Annotated in this window: 10 protein-coding genes; 5 read left to right on the top strand and 5 right to left on the bottom strand. The window is 64.6% G+C overall.

All coding sequences use genetic code 11. The features are described 5' to 3' along the window. On the top strand, nucleotides 1-283 hold a 283-nt coding region (locus tag JAO73_RS08945), incomplete at its 5' end, for a hypothetical protein (RefSeq protein ID WP_198976718.1). A 24-nt stretch (nucleotides 284-307) separates the two neighbouring features. Here JAO73_RS08945 and JAO73_RS08940 read toward each other — a convergent pair. Then, on the bottom strand, nucleotides 308-739 hold the full coding sequence (locus JAO73_RS08940; protein WP_198976717.1) for a hypothetical protein: 432 nt from the start codon (nucleotides 737-739) through the stop codon (nucleotides 308-310). Nucleotides 740-807: 68 nt separating this feature from the next. Then, entirely contained in the window at nucleotides 808-3843 is a 3036-nt protein-coding gene (gene uvrA, locus JAO73_RS08935) for an excinuclease ABC subunit UvrA (RefSeq protein WP_233168967.1), read from the bottom strand. Between the two features lie 269 nt (nucleotides 3844-4112). Between uvrA and JAO73_RS08930 the strand changes: the two genes are divergently transcribed. Beyond that, a complete protein-coding gene (locus tag JAO73_RS08930; protein WP_198976716.1) occupies nucleotides 4113-4523 on the top strand; it encodes a hypothetical protein in 411 nt (136 codons plus the stop codon). A gap of 117 nt (nucleotides 4524-4640) precedes the next feature. Further along, nucleotides 4641-5105 (top strand): hypothetical protein, encoded by a 465-nt coding sequence (locus JAO73_RS08925; RefSeq protein WP_198976715.1) that lies wholly within the window; start codon nucleotides 4641-4643, stop codon nucleotides 5103-5105. Nucleotides 5106-5177: 72 nt separating this feature from the next. Here JAO73_RS08925 and JAO73_RS08920 read toward each other — a convergent pair whose 3' ends face one another. Both JAO73_RS08920 and asnS read right to left on the bottom strand, forming a co-directional pair. After that, nucleotides 5178-6116 (bottom strand): T9SS type A sorting domain-containing protein, encoded by a 939-nt coding sequence (locus JAO73_RS08920; protein ID WP_198976714.1) that lies wholly within the window; start codon nucleotides 6114-6116, stop codon nucleotides 5178-5180. Nucleotides 6117-6271: 155 nt separating this feature from the next. Next, entirely contained in the window at nucleotides 6272-7666 is a 1395-nt protein-coding gene (asnS, locus tag JAO73_RS08915; RefSeq protein ID WP_198976713.1) for an asparagine--tRNA ligase, read from the bottom strand. Between the two features lie 182 nt (nucleotides 7667-7848). Between asnS and rpoN the strand changes: the two genes are divergently transcribed. Beyond that, nucleotides 7849-9429: an RNA polymerase factor sigma-54 gene (rpoN, locus tag JAO73_RS08910; protein WP_198976712.1), complete on the top strand. Its 1581-nt coding sequence runs from the start codon at nucleotides 7849-7851 to the stop codon at nucleotides 9427-9429. 57 nt (nucleotides 9430-9486) lie between these two features. Further along, entirely contained in the window at nucleotides 9487-12243 is a 2757-nt protein-coding gene (locus tag JAO73_RS08905; RefSeq protein WP_198976711.1) for a response regulator, read from the top strand. 65 nt (nucleotides 12244-12308) lie between these two features. Here the strand turns inward: JAO73_RS08905 and JAO73_RS08900 are convergent, their stop codons facing one another. Continuing rightward, nucleotides 12309-14321: a hypothetical protein gene (locus JAO73_RS08900; protein ID WP_198976710.1), complete on the bottom strand. Its 2013-nt coding sequence runs from the start codon at nucleotides 14319-14321 to the stop codon at nucleotides 12309-12311. Nucleotides 14322-14481 lie beyond the last annotated feature (160 nt).

The raw sequence follows: 14481 nt of genomic DNA, 5'->3' as shown, positions 1-14481 counted from the left end.
GGGCCTGCTCCAGCTGCTGATGCAGCGCAGCCTAGCCAACCCCAGGCGCGGCTACGTGCACCCCGAGGCCCGCTCCCTCCCCGACCTGGACCTGGGCCGGCCCCTGATTCCCTCGGCGGTGTTTGCCCTGGGCATCGTGCTGGCACTGGTGTTTCCGCATTCTTGGCTCAGCCGCACGGTATTCATCCTCATCTTCCCTTTCATGATGCTGTACGGCCGGCGCTACCGTCGGCTAATGCGGGAGTATGAGCAGAAGCATCACCCGCAAGCAGCCACTCACTAAGCCAAGGGCAAGCGGCCCGTTGCGCTACTTGGCCGGCCCCACGGCCACGGCCTCCCACTGCAGTTCGTAGGAGTCGCAGCGCAGGGCGTTGATGTTCATGCGGAAACGGCCGGTGGCGGTTTTGCCCGCAATCTTGCCGCCCAAATCGAAACACCAGGCCGTGGCTCCGCCAGTGGGCGGCTCGCAGATACGGCCCGCAATGGTGCCGTTGCTCACGGCAAAGGTGCCTTTGCTGGGGCCGGCACCGCCCAGCATCTCCAGCTTTCCATCGCAGCGCCAGTAGCCTTTGAAGGTGAGGTCGCTGATGGTTTTGCCGTCGGGCGCCAGCACGAAGCTCAGGGTATTGCCCTTGAGCCCGTTGGTGAACTTGCCTTCGAAGCGGGTACCGGCCGCGGGCGCGGCGGGGCGGGCGGCGCTCAGGACCGCCAGAAATGGAAACAGTAGCAATGCACGCATCGGACGAAACGAAATGAGGCCGGCAAATAACCACTTGCCGGCCTCATTCACAATATGCCTAGCTTCCGCTATGCCGAAGCGTACTTGCTGGTCTTCAACTCCTCGGCCAGGAAGCGGGCCGTGTGGCCCTTGCCGGCCTTGGCCACCTGCTCGGGCGTGCCCTGGGCCACGATGGTGCCGCCGCCCGCGCCGCCCTCGGGGCCGATGTCAATGACGTGGTCGGCCACTTTAATCAGGTCGAGGTTGTGCTCGATGATGAGGACGGTGTTGCCCTTGTCGGCCAGCTTCTGGAGCACGTCGGCGAGGTGATTAATATCCTCGAAGTGCAGGCCGGTGGTGGGCTCGTCGAGGATGTAGAACGTCTTGCCGGTGTCCTTTTTGCTGAGTTCGGTGGCCAGCTTCACGCGCTGGGCCTCGCCGCCCGAGAGCGTAGTAGCCTGCTGGCCCAGCGTGAGGTAACCCAGGCCCACGTCGTTCAGGGTTTTGATTTTGCGCAGGATGCGGGGCTGGAACTCGAAGAATTCCACGGCCTTTTCCACCGTCATGTCCAGCACGTCGGTGATGGACTTGCCTTTGAAGCGCACTTCCAGCGTTTCGCGGTTGTAGCGGCGGCCTTTGCAGGTTTCGCAGGGCACGTGCACGTCGGGCAGGAAGTTCATCTCGATGGTGCGGATGCCCGCGCCTTCACAGGTTTCGCAGCGCCCGCCCTTCACGTTGAAGGAGAAGCGGCCGGGCCCATAGCCCCGTATTTTCGCCTCCGCCATCTCGCCAAACAGCTGCCGGATTTCGGTGAATACACCGGTATAGGTAGCCGGGTTCGAGCGCGGCGTGCGGCCGATGGGCGACTGGTCCACCTCAATCACCTTGTCCACCAAATCCAGCCCCTCGATGCTGCCGTAAGCAAGCGGCTCCTTCTTCGAGTTGAAGAAATGCTGGTTCAAAATCGGGTACAGCGTGTCGTGGATGAGCGTGGACTTGCCCGAGCCCGACACGCCCGTCACGGCTACCAGCTTGCCCAGCGGCACTCTCAGGGTCACGTTTTTGAGGTTGTTACCCTTGGCGCCCTTCAGTATCAGCTCGGCACCTTCGCCCTTGCGCTTTTTCTTCTGAATTTCGATGTGCTTCTGGCCGCTGAGGTACTGCGAGGTGAGCGAGCCGGAGTTGAAAATCTCCTGCGGCGTGCCCGAGGCCACAATGTGACCGCCGTGAATGCCCGCACCGGGCCCGATGTCGAGCACGTGGTCGGCGTGCAGAATCATGTCCTTGTCGTGCTCCACCACAATCACCGAGTTGCCGATGTCGCGCAGGTGCTGCAGGGCCTTGATGAGCCGCTCGTTGTCGCGCTGGTGCAGGCCGATGCTGGGTTCGTCCATGATGTAAAGCACGCCCACGAGCTGGGTGCCAATCTGGGTGGCGAGGCGGATGCGCTGGCTTTCGCCGCCGCTCAGCGTGCGCACCGGGCGGTGCAGGTTCAGGTAATCCAGGCCCACTTCCAGCAGGAAGCCGATACGCTTGCGAATTTCCTTCAGCAGCTCGCGCGCAATCACATTCTGGCGCTCGGTCAGGCGGCTTTCCAAGCCCTCAAACCAGCCGGCCAGCTCGTTCAAATCCATCACCGACAGCTCGCCGATGTGCTTGCCGTCCATCTTGAAGTGCAGGCTTTCCTTTTTGAGGCGGAAGCCCTGGCATTCGGGGCAGGGCTGGGCCTGTGCGTACTGCGCAATCCACTCCCGGATGTTATCCGACTCCGAGTCCATCTGCCGGCGCAGGAAGGGAATAATGCCCTCGAACGGCTCCGTGAACGTGCCTTTGCCGCTGTCGGCCTCGTCTTCCGAAATGCCGTGCAGCAGGCGCTTGAGCAGCTCCTCGGGCAGCTTTTCAATTGGCGTGTTTAGCGTGGCCTTGTTCTTTTTAAGGATGAGCGAGAGCTGCTGAAAAATCCAGATGTCGCGGAATTCGCCCAGCGGCGCGATACCGCCGCGCGCAATGCTCAGCTTGCGGTCGGGCAGCACGCTGTCTTCCGTGATTTCCTGCACCTCGCCCAGGCCGTTGCAGGTGGGGCAGGCGCCGTAGGGCGAGTTGAACGAGAACGTATTGGGCGCCGGGTCGTCGTAGGCAATGCCGGTGGCCGGGTCCATCAGGAAGCGCGAGAAGAACTGCGGTTGGGCTTTTTTGGCGTCGGGGTCGAGCACCAGCATGGTGCCCTTGCCGTGCGTGAGGGCATTTTGCACCGAGCCGCTGAGGCGAAACCGGTCTTCCTCCTTCACCACCAGCCGGTCAATCACGATTTCGATGTCGTGGATTTTATAGCGGTCCACCTGCATCTTGGGCGTGATGTCGAGAATCTCGCCGTCGACGCGCACTTTGGCGAAGCCCAGCTTGGCAATCTTCTGGAAATCTTCGCGGTAGTGGCCCTTGCGGCCTTTCACCACCGGCGCCAGCACCACCAGCTTCTTGCCGTCGAAGTGCTTGAGGATGTAGTTGATAATCTGGTCGTCGCTCTGCCGAATCATCTTCTTGCCCGTGGCGTAGCTGAAGGCCTCAGCGGTACGCGCATAGAGCAGGCGCAGAAAATCGTAAATCTCCGTGATGGTGCCCACCGTGGAGCGCGGGTTGCGCGAAGTGGTTTTCTGCTCGATGCTGATGACCGGCGACAGGCCCTCAATCTTGTCCACGTCGGGCCGCTCCAGCCCGCCCATGAAGCTGCGGGCGTAGGCCGAAAACGTCTCCATGTAGCGCCGCTGGCCCTCGGCGTAAATGGTGTCAAACGCCAGGCTCGACTTGCCCGAGCCCGAGATGCCCGTGAACACCACCAAGCGGTTGCGCGGAATCTGCACGCTCACGTTCTTGAGGTTGTGCTCGCGAGCGCCGTACACTTCAATGAAGGGCGCTTCGAGGTGCTGCGAGGCGGGGCTGTGCCCGTTGAGCTGGCCGTGCACGTGCCCGGTGGTGGGCCCGGCAGCCGGAATTTCGGCGATGTCGCGCACGGCGGCAGCCGTATCGGCCGCAACGGCGGAAGCGCCGTTTTTGACCGTGGTTTTCGGAGCGGCAGCTTTGGCTTTGGGGGCGGTGGCAACCGGGGTAGCAGTGGATTTTTTGGCCATTCAGGAACGCAGCGAATAATTCTGCAAAAGTACGGGAAACGCCTGCCGCAGGCTAACGAGAAATAGACCGCCGTGGAATACGGCAGCCGGTGGGGCGTCGGCGAACAACATCCACGGGCGCACTTTTGTGCCCGGCTTTTTCAAATGCTGCTGGCGGCCTCCCGACCAATACCAACGCCGGGAGTTTTACGGCGTACAAGGACGCATCCGCAGCCTGGCACTGTCCTTGCGTATGCCAGGTTATTCACCCTTGTTTTTTGCTCGGTCTCATGAAAAAGCTCCCTAATATTCTCTGCGCTTCCTTGGTTGGCCTGTTGGCCCTGAGCGCAGTTCCGGCCCAGGCCCAGGTCAAGCTGCCGCCGTGGCTCGACAAAAACGCGCCCGCTTCGCAGCCGGCGCCCCAACCCCAGACCCAGCCCACGGTCATCATCGGCGGCAATAACCCCGTCATCGTCGACCGCGTGCCCACCGACGACCGGTACCGCGACGGCCGCTACCGCAAGGGCATGCCCCCCGGCCAGGCCAAAAAATACGGCTACCGCGCCAACCCCAGCAACGGCGGCCTCCCCCCCGGCCAAGCCAAGAAAATGGGCAGCTATTATCGTGACGACCGCCGCTACAATGACCGTGACCACGACGACCATGGCCATGGAAAAGGCCACGGCAAAGGCAAGCACTAAGCTCACCTGCTTTCAGTTACTTACGCAAAGCCTCGCCCACCCTGCGGGGCTTTGTTGTGCCGGGCGTTTGGCATCTTCCTTGCAATCGGAGTGTTGTCTTGTTTCTTTTCTAAACCGATGAAAACGCTCTCTAAGTTCTTGTGCGCCGCGCTGCTGGGCCTGCTGGTGCTGACCGCGCCGCCCGCCGCCCAGGCCCAGACCTATGGCCCACCTGCCTGGGGCCCGCCCGTGCCGCAGGGCACGCAGTTTTACTACATTCCCGAAATTGATGGGTACTACGACCTGTATGCCCAGCAATACATCGTGTTTCAGAACGGGCAGTGGGTGGCGCTGCCGCCTTCGTACTACGACCCCTACGCCTTTCACCCGGTCATTCTCGACTACCGGGGCCGTCAGCCCTGGGTGTTTGTGAATGCCCACCGCGACAGGTACCCGCGTCGCGTGGTGGTGGTGCAGCCGCGCCGCGCCATTCCGCCGGGCCAGGTCCGCCGGGCCTACCGCGAAGCGTACCCACAAGGCCGTTATGAAGACAACCGCGGCCACGGCAATAACAACGGCCACGGCCGCTCCCGCCGCGACTAATTCGACTTTGCTAGCTACCACAAAAAGGCCCTGCTGAAAAGCAGGGCCTTTTTGTGGTAGCTGACAGGAGGCTTACTCAACGATTACGCGCTTGGAGATAAAGGCCGTGCCAGTAGCGAGTTGCAGGGTGTAAACGCCCGCGGCCAGTTGGCTGATGTCGAGTTGGCCTTGGGCGCCGGCCGGGCCGGCGGGCAGCACCTGCCGGTGGGCCACCTGGCCCAAGGCGTTTATGAGGGTGGTGGCCACGGATTGGTGGGTGAGTTCGGCGGGCACCAGTACATTCAGCAGCTGGCGAGCGGGGTTGGGGTAGAGGCTCACCAGGGCAGCCTCGCGGTTTTCACGGCTGGCCAGCCCGGTGCGGCTGATAACGAACTGCGTATTGGGCCGGTTGGCGGCGTAGCGCACCGTGGGAATGACCACGCTGTTGACTTGGGTGGCGTGCACGCCCGAGGCGGCGGTCACGGCCGTGTACTGCCAGCTGATGTCGGCGGTGGGGGTTCCGTTGCGGAACCAGTCCACCAGCACTTCCACGTTGCTGGTGCCGTTCCAGGCGAAGGGCGTGCTCAGTGCGAAGGTTTTGAATCCCGTGCCCGTGGGCATAGACAGCGTGAGGTTGGTGTAGACGGGCGTGGCGGTGGCTACTTCGGTGGCCCAGGTCACGGGGTCGCCGCCCAGGTTTGTGGCCGAGGTGCTTTTCATGTACACCGAGAGTTGCGAGTCAGCGCTGGTGAGCTCCCCGGTGCCGCCCTTGAACCAGGCAATGCTAACGATGTTGCCCGGCACAGCGCCAGCGGCGGTAAGCTCGGCGGCCGAAAAGATGGAAATGGTACGTGCGTACTTGTTGGTGGTGGTGCTGGTGCTTAGCAGCACGTTGGTGGCGCTGGCGGAAGTACCCGCACCAATCGTAACGGTGACCGGAGTTTGCGCCTGTGCGGCGCGGCCAAGGATTAGCAGCAGCAACGCGCTACCGGCGCGTTTGGCCGCTCGGGAAGAGAGAAAATGTTTACGCATGAGTTGGAAAGGGGAAAGGGGGTGAAAAGAAAAAACGTTCTCAAATTACCACAAAGCCACCTTACTTCATGAATATTTCATTTCTACATAGTATAGGGCAACAAAAAAAGCGGCTTGTTATGCCGCTTTTTTGCTGTATTTGAATAAGATAAGACCTAAAACGCCGCGTTCTTGGGATAGCGCGGGAAGGGAATCACGTCACGGATGTTGCTCATGCCCGTCACGAACAGCACGAGGCGCTCGAAGCCCAGGCCGAAGCCGGCGTGCGGGGCCGTGCCGAAGCGGCGGGTGTCGAGGTACCAGTCCAGTTCGTCGGCAGGCACGTGCATTTCGGCCATGCGGGTCGTGAGCTTGGTGTAGTCTTCCTCGCGCTGCGAGCCGCCGATGATTTCGCCGATGCCGGGAAACAGCACGTCCATGGCGCGCACGGTGCGGCCGTCGTCGTCCAGCTTCATGTAGAAAGCTTTGATTTCCTTCGGGTAGTTGGTCAGGATGACGGGTTTCTTGAAGTGCTTCTCCACCAGGTATCGCTCGTGCTCGCTCTGCAGGTCGGTGCCCCAATCCACGGGGAATTCAAACTTCTGCTTGGCCGATTTCAGGATTTCCACGGCCTCGGTGTAGGTGAGGCGCTGGAAGGCGTTGTCGATGACGAAGTTGAGGCGGCCCAATAGCTCCTTGTCGTACTGGTCGTTGAGGAACTGCAAGTCGTCGGCGCAGTGCTCGAGGGCGTAGCGCACCAGGCTTTGGAGGAAATCCTCGGCCAGGTCCATGTTTTCTTCGAGCTCGTTGAAGGCCACTTCGGGCTCAATCATCCAGAACTCGGCCAGGTGGCGGGCGGTGTTGGAGTTTTCGGCCCGGAAGGTGGGGCCGAAGGTGTAGATGCTGCCCAGGGCCATGGCCGCCAGCTCGCCTTCGAGCTGGCCCGACACGGTGAGGTTGGTTTGCTTGCCGAAAAAGTCTTCGGAGAAGTCCACCGAGCCGTCGGCGGTGCGGGGCGGGTGCTCGGGCGGCAGCGTGGTCACCCGGAACATCTGGCCCGCGCCCTCGGCGTCGGAACCGGTGATGATGGGCGTGTGCACGTAGTAGAACCCGTGGCGGTTGAAGTAGTCGTGGATGGCAAAGGCCAGCGCGTGGCGCACGCGCAGCACCGCCCCGAAGGTGTTGGTGCGGGGGCGCAGGTGGGCAATCTCGCGCAGGTGCTCCAGCGAGGTGGCTTTCTTTTGCAGGGGGTAGGTTTCGGCGTCGGCCGTGCCCAGCACGGTGATTTCGGTGGCCTGAATTTCCACCGCCTGGCCTTTGCCCTGCGAGGCCACCAGCTGGCCCCGAATGGCCACGCAGGCGCCGTTGCTTACGTCTTTGAGGGTTTCCTCCGGAAAGTTCTCGGCGGCGGCCACGGCCTGAATGGTGTGGATGGTGGAGCCGTCGTTCACGATGATGAACTGCACGTACTTGTTGCCGCGGCGGGAGCGAACCCAGCCTTTGACGAGGACTTCGCGGTCGAGGTCCTGGCTGGCCAGGAGCTCTTTGACGGTGGACCGTTTGAGGGACATATCTTGCGGGGAAGCGGATTGTAAGGGGGGCAAAGGTAGAACTGTAGCGTGGACTCTGCGAGTCCGCGCCATGCCCAGCGGTCGCCCAGGCGCGGACGCGCAGAGTCCGCGCTACATCAACTTTTCATGCCAAGTTTTAGTAAAATTGACCGCCGGCCCCTCCTTTCCGTAATTTCGCTACTATGCAACGCCTCGACCTCAAACAGCTCCTTTCCCAAAAGCTTAGTCCGCAGCAGATTCAGTTTATCAAGCTGCTGCAAATTCCGACGGCGGAGCTGGAGACGCGCATCAAGGAAGAGATGGAGGTGAACCCCGCGCTGGAGGAAGACGAGCCCGACGAACCCGAGGACCTGGACCGCGACAGCGACGACGCCGACGATTCCGACGACCCCGACGCCAGCCTCGACAATGACGAGAACACCCTGGACGAGGATTTTGAGGACCGCAGCGGCCAGGACTCGGCCGACGAGATGCCCGAGCCTGACCTCTCCCCTGCCAAGGACGAAGGCCCGGACGACGCCCCTGACAACACCGACCTCGACCTGAGCGACTACCTCAACGACGACGAAATAGCTGGCTACAAGATGCAGGGCGACGGTCCCGGCGAGGAAGAGGAGCGCGACACGCCCCTGGCCGACACCAGCGGCTCCTTGCTGGACTCGCTGCTCGACCAGCTGCACTTTGCCGACCTCGACGAGCGCCAGGAGGCCATTGGCCAGCAGCTCATCGGCTCGATTGACGGCGACGGCTACATCCGGCGCGACCTCTCGGCCATTGCCAACGACCTGGCGTTTAGCCAGAACCTGGAGGTGACCGTGCCCGAGATTGAGGCCGTGCTGCGCGTGGTGCAGCAGTTCGACCCGCCCGGCATTGCCGCGCGCGACCTGCCCGAGTGCCTGCTGCTGCAGCTGGAGCGCCGCCCGCAGGACGAGAACACCGTGAACGCCGAGCGGATATTGACCGAGACGTTTGAGGAGTTCAGCAAGAAGCACTACCCGCGCATTCAGCAGAAGCTGGATTTGGAGGACGACGAGCTGAAGGAGGCCATCAACGTGATTCTGAAGCTGAACCCCAAGCCGGGCGGCAGCGGCCCCAGCGGCCTGGGCAAGACGCAGTACCTGATGCCGGACTTCATTCTGACGAACGACAACGGCGTGCTCAACCTGACCCTGAACGCCCGCAACGCCCCCGAGCTGCGCGTGAGCCCGGCCTACACCGAGATGTTCCGGACCTACGACAAGGCGGCCAAGAAGGACACCAAGATGAAGGAGGCCGTCACGTTCGTGAAGCAGAAGCTGGACTCGGCCAAGTGGTTCATCGACGCCATTCGGCAGCGGCAGAACACGCTGCTGCGCACCATGAACGCCATTGTGGAGCTGCAGCGCGACTTTTTTCTGGAAGGCGACGAGGGCAAGCTCAAGCCGATGATTCTGAAAGACATTGCCCAGCGCATCGGCATGGACATTTCGACGGTGAGCCGGGTGGCCAACTCCAAATCCATCCAGACGGAATTCGGCATCTACCCGCTGAAGTACTTTTTCTCCGAAGGCATCGCCACCGACTCGGGCGAAGACGCCAGCAGCCGCGAGGTGAAAAGCATTCTGAAAGACCTCATCGGCAAGGAAAACAAGGAGCGCCCCCTCAGCGACGACAAGCTGGAAAAGATGCTCAACGCCCGCGGCTACAACATTGCCCGCCGCACCGTGGCCAAGTACCGCGAGCAGCTGAACATTCCGGTGGCGCGGCTCCGCAAGGAGTTGTAGGGGACGGGGGCGTCTGTCCTGCTGCTTCATTAAGCCGCGCGTCGGCATATTTACGGAGTGAAAACCGACGTCCTGCCCACCGACACCGCCGAGTTGCGTGAATTACTGCTGGCTGAGCGCGCCCGCCGCGAACAAGCCGAAGCCGAGCTGCGGCAGTACCACGCGCTCAGTCGCATCCCGTTGCTGAACCCCAACCCCATTCTGCGGCTCGACGCCACCGGACGGGTGCTGTTTGCCAATGAATCGGCCAGGATGTTGGCCCAGGAGCTCGAAACGACCGGGCCCTCGCGGGTGCGGCCCCAGCTAACGCACGCGGCCACCCAGGCCCTGCGCACGGGCAACGTGGCCCACAGCGAGATGACGGCCAACGGCCGCCACTACCTGCTCTTCACGGTGCCGGTGGTGGAAGACGAGCACGCCATGCTCTACCTCACCGACGTGACGGCCCAGCGCCAGGCCGAGCAGGAAAACCACCAGCAGCGCAACTTCTACGAGACCATTCTGGCCCACCTGCCCGCCGTGGTGACCGTGCTCGACCCCGACCAGCGCTACCGCTACATCAACCCCTATGCCGAGCCCGACCCGGCCAAGCGCCAGGCCCGCATCGGCCTCTCGTTTGCCGAGCACGCGGCCGCCATTGGGCTGCCCGACGCCCTGGTGACGCGCCGCCACCGCTTGTTTGAGCGCGCCGTGAGCAGCCGCGAGATGGTGAGCTGGGAGGAGCGCTGGCCCGGCCCCGACGGCCAGATACAGCTCTACTGGCTGTGCTACTACCACCCCATTTTTGGGGCCGACGGGGTACTGCGCGAGGTGATGTGCTACGGCCTCGACATCACCATCCGGCGGCAGGCCGAAGCGCGCATTCGGCAAAACGAGGTCGAAATGAAGGCCCAGCAGGCGTTTACCAACCTGGTGCTCGACCTCAACCCCAACCTCATCTGGGTGCGCGACGCGCAGGGCCGGACCGTGTTCGAAAACGCCGAGATGCGCGCCCAACGCCGCCACATTGCCGAGGTGGCCGGGGCGCCCTCGATGGAGGCGGCCATGAGCAAGGACGAAATTCAGGTGGCCATTCTGGCCGACCAGCAGGTGCTCAACACCGGCCAGTCGCTCACCACGCAAATGTCGGTGAAGCTGGCCAACGGCGAAGTCAAATGGTACCAGACCGTGCGCTGCCCCCTGGTGCCGGCCGACGGCACCACCCAGGTGCTGGGCGTGAGCACCGACATTACGGCCCTGAAAACGGCCCAGCATGCGGCCGAAGCCGCGGCCACAGCCCGCGAAAACTTCCTGGCCAACATGAGCCACGAAATCCGCACGCCCCTGAACGGCGTGCTGGGCATGACCAACCTGCTGGCCAAAACCGGCCTCAACGAGCAGCAGCGCAACTATGCGGCCATCATTCAGCACTCGGGGCGGCACTTGCTGAGCGTGGTGAACGACGTGCTCGACATGGCCAAAATCACCTCCGGCAAGCTGGAGATGGAGCAGTCGGCTTTCAACCTGTGCGACTCGATGGGCAAAGCCGCCGAGCCCCTGGTGCTGCAGGCCCAGGAAAAGGGCATTCGGGTGGTGGGCACGCTGCTGCGCGACTCCTGCCCCCACCCCTGGGTGCTGGGCGACTCCTACCGCCTCAACCAGGTGCTCATCAACCTGCTGTCGAACGCCATCAAGTTCACGCCGGCGGGCGGCACCGTGTCGATAGGCGGCTACTTCGTGAGCGAAACCGACGACACGCTCACCACCGAGTTTCGGGTCACCGACACGGGCATTGGCATTGCGCCCGACAAGCTGGAAAGCATTTTTCTGGAATTCACCCAGGCCTACGCCGACACCACGCGGCAGTTTGGCGGCACGGGCCTGGGCCTGAGCATCAGCCGGGCGCTGGTGCAGCAGATGGGCGGCCAGCTCACGGTGCAGAGCGAGCAGGGCAAGGGCAGCTCGTTCTCTTTCGTCACGACCCTGCCCAAGGCCAGCCCGGAAGCCCGACGAATGGCCCTGGCGCCTCTGGCGGCCGGGCAGGAAGCCGCCGTGCGCGGCACCCGCGTGCTGCTGGTGGAAGACAACCCCGTGAACCGCGAAGTGGCCCAGCTGCTGCTCGAAAGCCACGGCGTGGTGGTGCACGAAGCCGCCAGCGGCGTCGACGCCCTGGAGCAGTTTGAGCAGCACCGCTACGACGTCATTCTGATGGACATTCAGATGCCGGGCATGAACGGCCTGGAAGCCACGGCCCGCATTCGCGCCCACGCCGACCCCGTGAAGGCGGCCACGCCCATTCTGGCCCTCACGGCCAACGCCTTCCGGGCCGACGCCGAGAAGTACGTGGCCGCCGGCATGAACGACACCCTGCCCAAGCCCTTCGACGAGGCCGAGCTGCTCAGCAAGCTGGCCGCGCTGATGGCCGGCGGGAGCAGCCAGCCCGCCGACCGCAGCCCGGCGCCGGCGCCGCCCGCCCCCGCGCCGCTGCCGGCCGCCGCCGAAGCCGCCGGCCCGCTCTTCGACCTGGCATTGCTGCGCGAAACGGCCCACGGCAGCACCACTTTCATGAACCGCATCCTGGCCTCGTTTCACAACAACACGCCCGCCAGCGTGGCCGAGCTGCGCACCGCCCTGGCCGCTGCCGACTGGCCCGCCGCCGCCGCCGTGGCCCACAAGCTGCGCCCTTCGCTGCGCCTGATTGGAGCGGCCCAGGTGGTGGCGCCCCTCGCCGCCGTGGAGTCGTCGGATTCGACGGATGCCGAGCGCCAGGCCGGGGCGGAGCAGCTGGTGGCGGGGCTGGAAGCGCTGCTGGCGGGGCTGCCGAAAGAGGTGTAGCGTCGGGGCGTCTTGCCCTAGGCCACCTGGCGCGGGGACGCGGACTACATATTCCGCGCTACGGCCTACCGCCGCCCCACCCGCCACTCCGCCGTCAGCTCGAAGTAGGGCAGCACGCGGGTGGTTTCGCGGTCCAGGTCCAGGGCCGAGTAGCTGCTGCCGAGGAAGGTGCCCTTGCCCACGGTGTAGGTGGAAAAGGTGCGCAGCCACTGCAGCCACAGGCTGGCCGTGAGGTTGAAGCCCGCCACCGCATGCCGCTCCACCGCCACCTCGGGGCCGTGCTGCCGGGTGATGTTGTGCAGGTAGATGAGCTGGGGCGAGGGGTTGGCCGCCGTGGCTTCGGGCAGCAGGGCGGCGCGGCCATAGTTGCGCTGCTCCAGCAGGCGGTAGCCCAAGCGCAGGCTGGTGCTGCCCTTGGGCCCCGCCCACCCCTGCCGCGCCCCAATGGAGAAGTCGTGCGTCACGCTCGTATCCAGGGGGCTCTCCCGAAACTGGGCCCAGTTGAGCTGGCCCACGCGGTTTTCGCGGCGCACGTAGTCGGCCAGCAGCAGCAGGCGGGGCCGCAGCTGGTAGGTGATGCTCTGGGTTTGCTCCAGCACGCGGCTGGCGCGGTTACGGGCCTGCTCGGTGGGCTGGTCGCGCACCTGGTAGCTCACCCACAGGTGGTACTGCGAGCGGATGCTCCACTTGCCCGGCGCCCACGTAAAGCCCGGCTCCCAGTGCAGCAGGTGGTCCACGTAGTTCTCCGCGCTCAGCCCGGCCCGAATGAACACCGTCTGGCGGTACTCGCCGGCCACGCCCAGCGTGGTGCGGAAGGCCCCGGCCCAGCGCCCCGTCCAGGTCAGGCGGGCCAGGTGCTGGGCTTCGTCGCGGGTTTGCTGGTTGTCTTTGCTGGGGGCGTCCACGCGCAGCAGCTGGGCGGTGCCCACCACGTCGAGCGAGTGCCGCGGCGTGGGCAGCCAGGTCAGGCTGCCCTGCCAGAGCGTGGTTTGCTCGGTGATGTCCTTCACCTGCTCGCGGCTGAGGGCGGCGGCCAGGCGCGGGGCGCTCAGCCGGCGCGAGTTGTCGAGGTAGTAAGCCCGCGTGCGCTCCCGGTAGTTGAACACGATGCTGGCCTGCAGCCGGGGCCGGCCAAAGCGCAGCTCCTGCCGCGTGTCGAGCTCGCGCTGGCGGTAGCCCACGTCCTGCAGCGTGTCGGCGCCCTCGCTCAGGCGCCGGTACAGGAAGGCGCGCGTGGGCAGCAGCACGCTGTTGTCGGAGCGCAGCGTGGCGTAGTCGTTCACCTTGTAGGTAGCCCCGGCCTGGGCCAGCACCGTGTCGGACTGAATGCGCTGCACCGAGCCCAGCAGGTAGTCTTCGGCGCGGTTGGTGCGGTAGCCCAGGCGGCCCTGCACCGTCACGGGCGCGTCGGCCAGGAAGGCCTGCTCGCCGGCGGCTTCGGCCACCAGGCGCTGCATGGTGCGCGGGCCCAGCCGCGAGCGGGTGCCCAGCACGCGCAGGGCCAACGGCGGCGCCGCGGTGCCGTTGAGGAAATACAGCGCCGCGGCGTCGAAGCCGTAGGCCACGCCGGCGTCGGTGCGGCCGTTGCGGCGGTCGGTGGCCAGGCCGCCCAGCACCGTGAGGTGCAGCTGGGAAAGCGAGTCGGCCGCCCCCGCCGGGCGCAGGCGGCGCTGGTAGCCCAGGCGGCCCAGCCACAGGCCGGTGCGGGTGGCGTTGGCGCGGCTCTGGTCGTAGTGCAGCTGCTGGCCGAGCTGCCAGTGGTTGGCCGCGTCCAGGGCAAAGACGTGGGCCACGTCGGCGCCGTAGTCCTCGCGCACGAAGGGCGGCGTGCCGCGCGAGTCGTAAATCATGTCGGTGCCCACGCGGTAGCGCAGCTGCTGGCGCGGCCCCAGCTGCAGGTAGCCGCGGGCGCCGGTGGTTTGCACGAAGGTGCTCACGCCCACCCGCCGGGCCCGGGCCAGCAGGAACAGGGCGGTGTCGGCCCCGGCCGGCCGCAGGCCGCTGAACACCGGCCCAAACTGCGTGGCGCCCACCAGCACCTGGGCCCGGAGCGAAAAACTGCCTACTAGGAAAAACAATAAAATCAGTGCCGCACCGACGCGCCCAAATACGGAGCAGTTACCCGCTCCAAACGCCCGCTCACGCACCGAAAACACTGGAATTGCCACGAATAGGCGGCCCCCGAAATGCTGCCTCGCGGAACCGTATCGGGAAGGTAATACATTCGCCTGGGAGGCT

The organism is Hymenobacter miniatus (genome assembly GCF_016427455.1).
GTDB lineage: Bacteria > Bacteroidota > Bacteroidia > Cytophagales > Hymenobacteraceae > Hymenobacter > Hymenobacter armeniacus.
This window is presented reverse-complemented; position numbering and strand designations above follow the sequence as displayed.

Bases quoted from the DNA above. Each gene is read 5' to 3' on its own strand.
- JAO73_RS08940 (WP_198976717.1), bottom strand. From the start codon at position 739: ATGCGTGCATTGCTACTGTTTCCATTTCTGGCGGTCCTGAGCGCCGCC.
- JAO73_RS08920 (WP_198976714.1), bottom strand. From the start codon at position 6,116: ATGCGTAAACATTTTCTCTCTTCCCGAGCGGCCAAACGCGCCGGTAGC.
- asnS (WP_198976713.1), bottom strand. From the start codon at position 7,666: ATGTCCCTCAAACGGTCCACCGTCAAAGAGCTCCTGGCCAGCCAGGAC.
- uvrA (WP_233168967.1), bottom strand. From the start codon at position 3,843: ATGGCCAAAAAATCCACTGCTACCCCGGTTGCCACCGCCCCCAAAGCC.
- JAO73_RS08930 (WP_198976716.1), top strand. From the start codon at position 4,113: ATGAAAAAGCTCCCTAATATTCTCTGCGCTTCCTTGGTTGGCCTGTTG.
- JAO73_RS08925 (WP_198976715.1), top strand. From the start codon at position 4,641: ATGAAAACGCTCTCTAAGTTCTTGTGCGCCGCGCTGCTGGGCCTGCTG.
- rpoN (WP_198976712.1), top strand. From the start codon at position 7,849: ATGCAACGCCTCGACCTCAAACAGCTCCTTTCCCAAAAGCTTAGTCCG.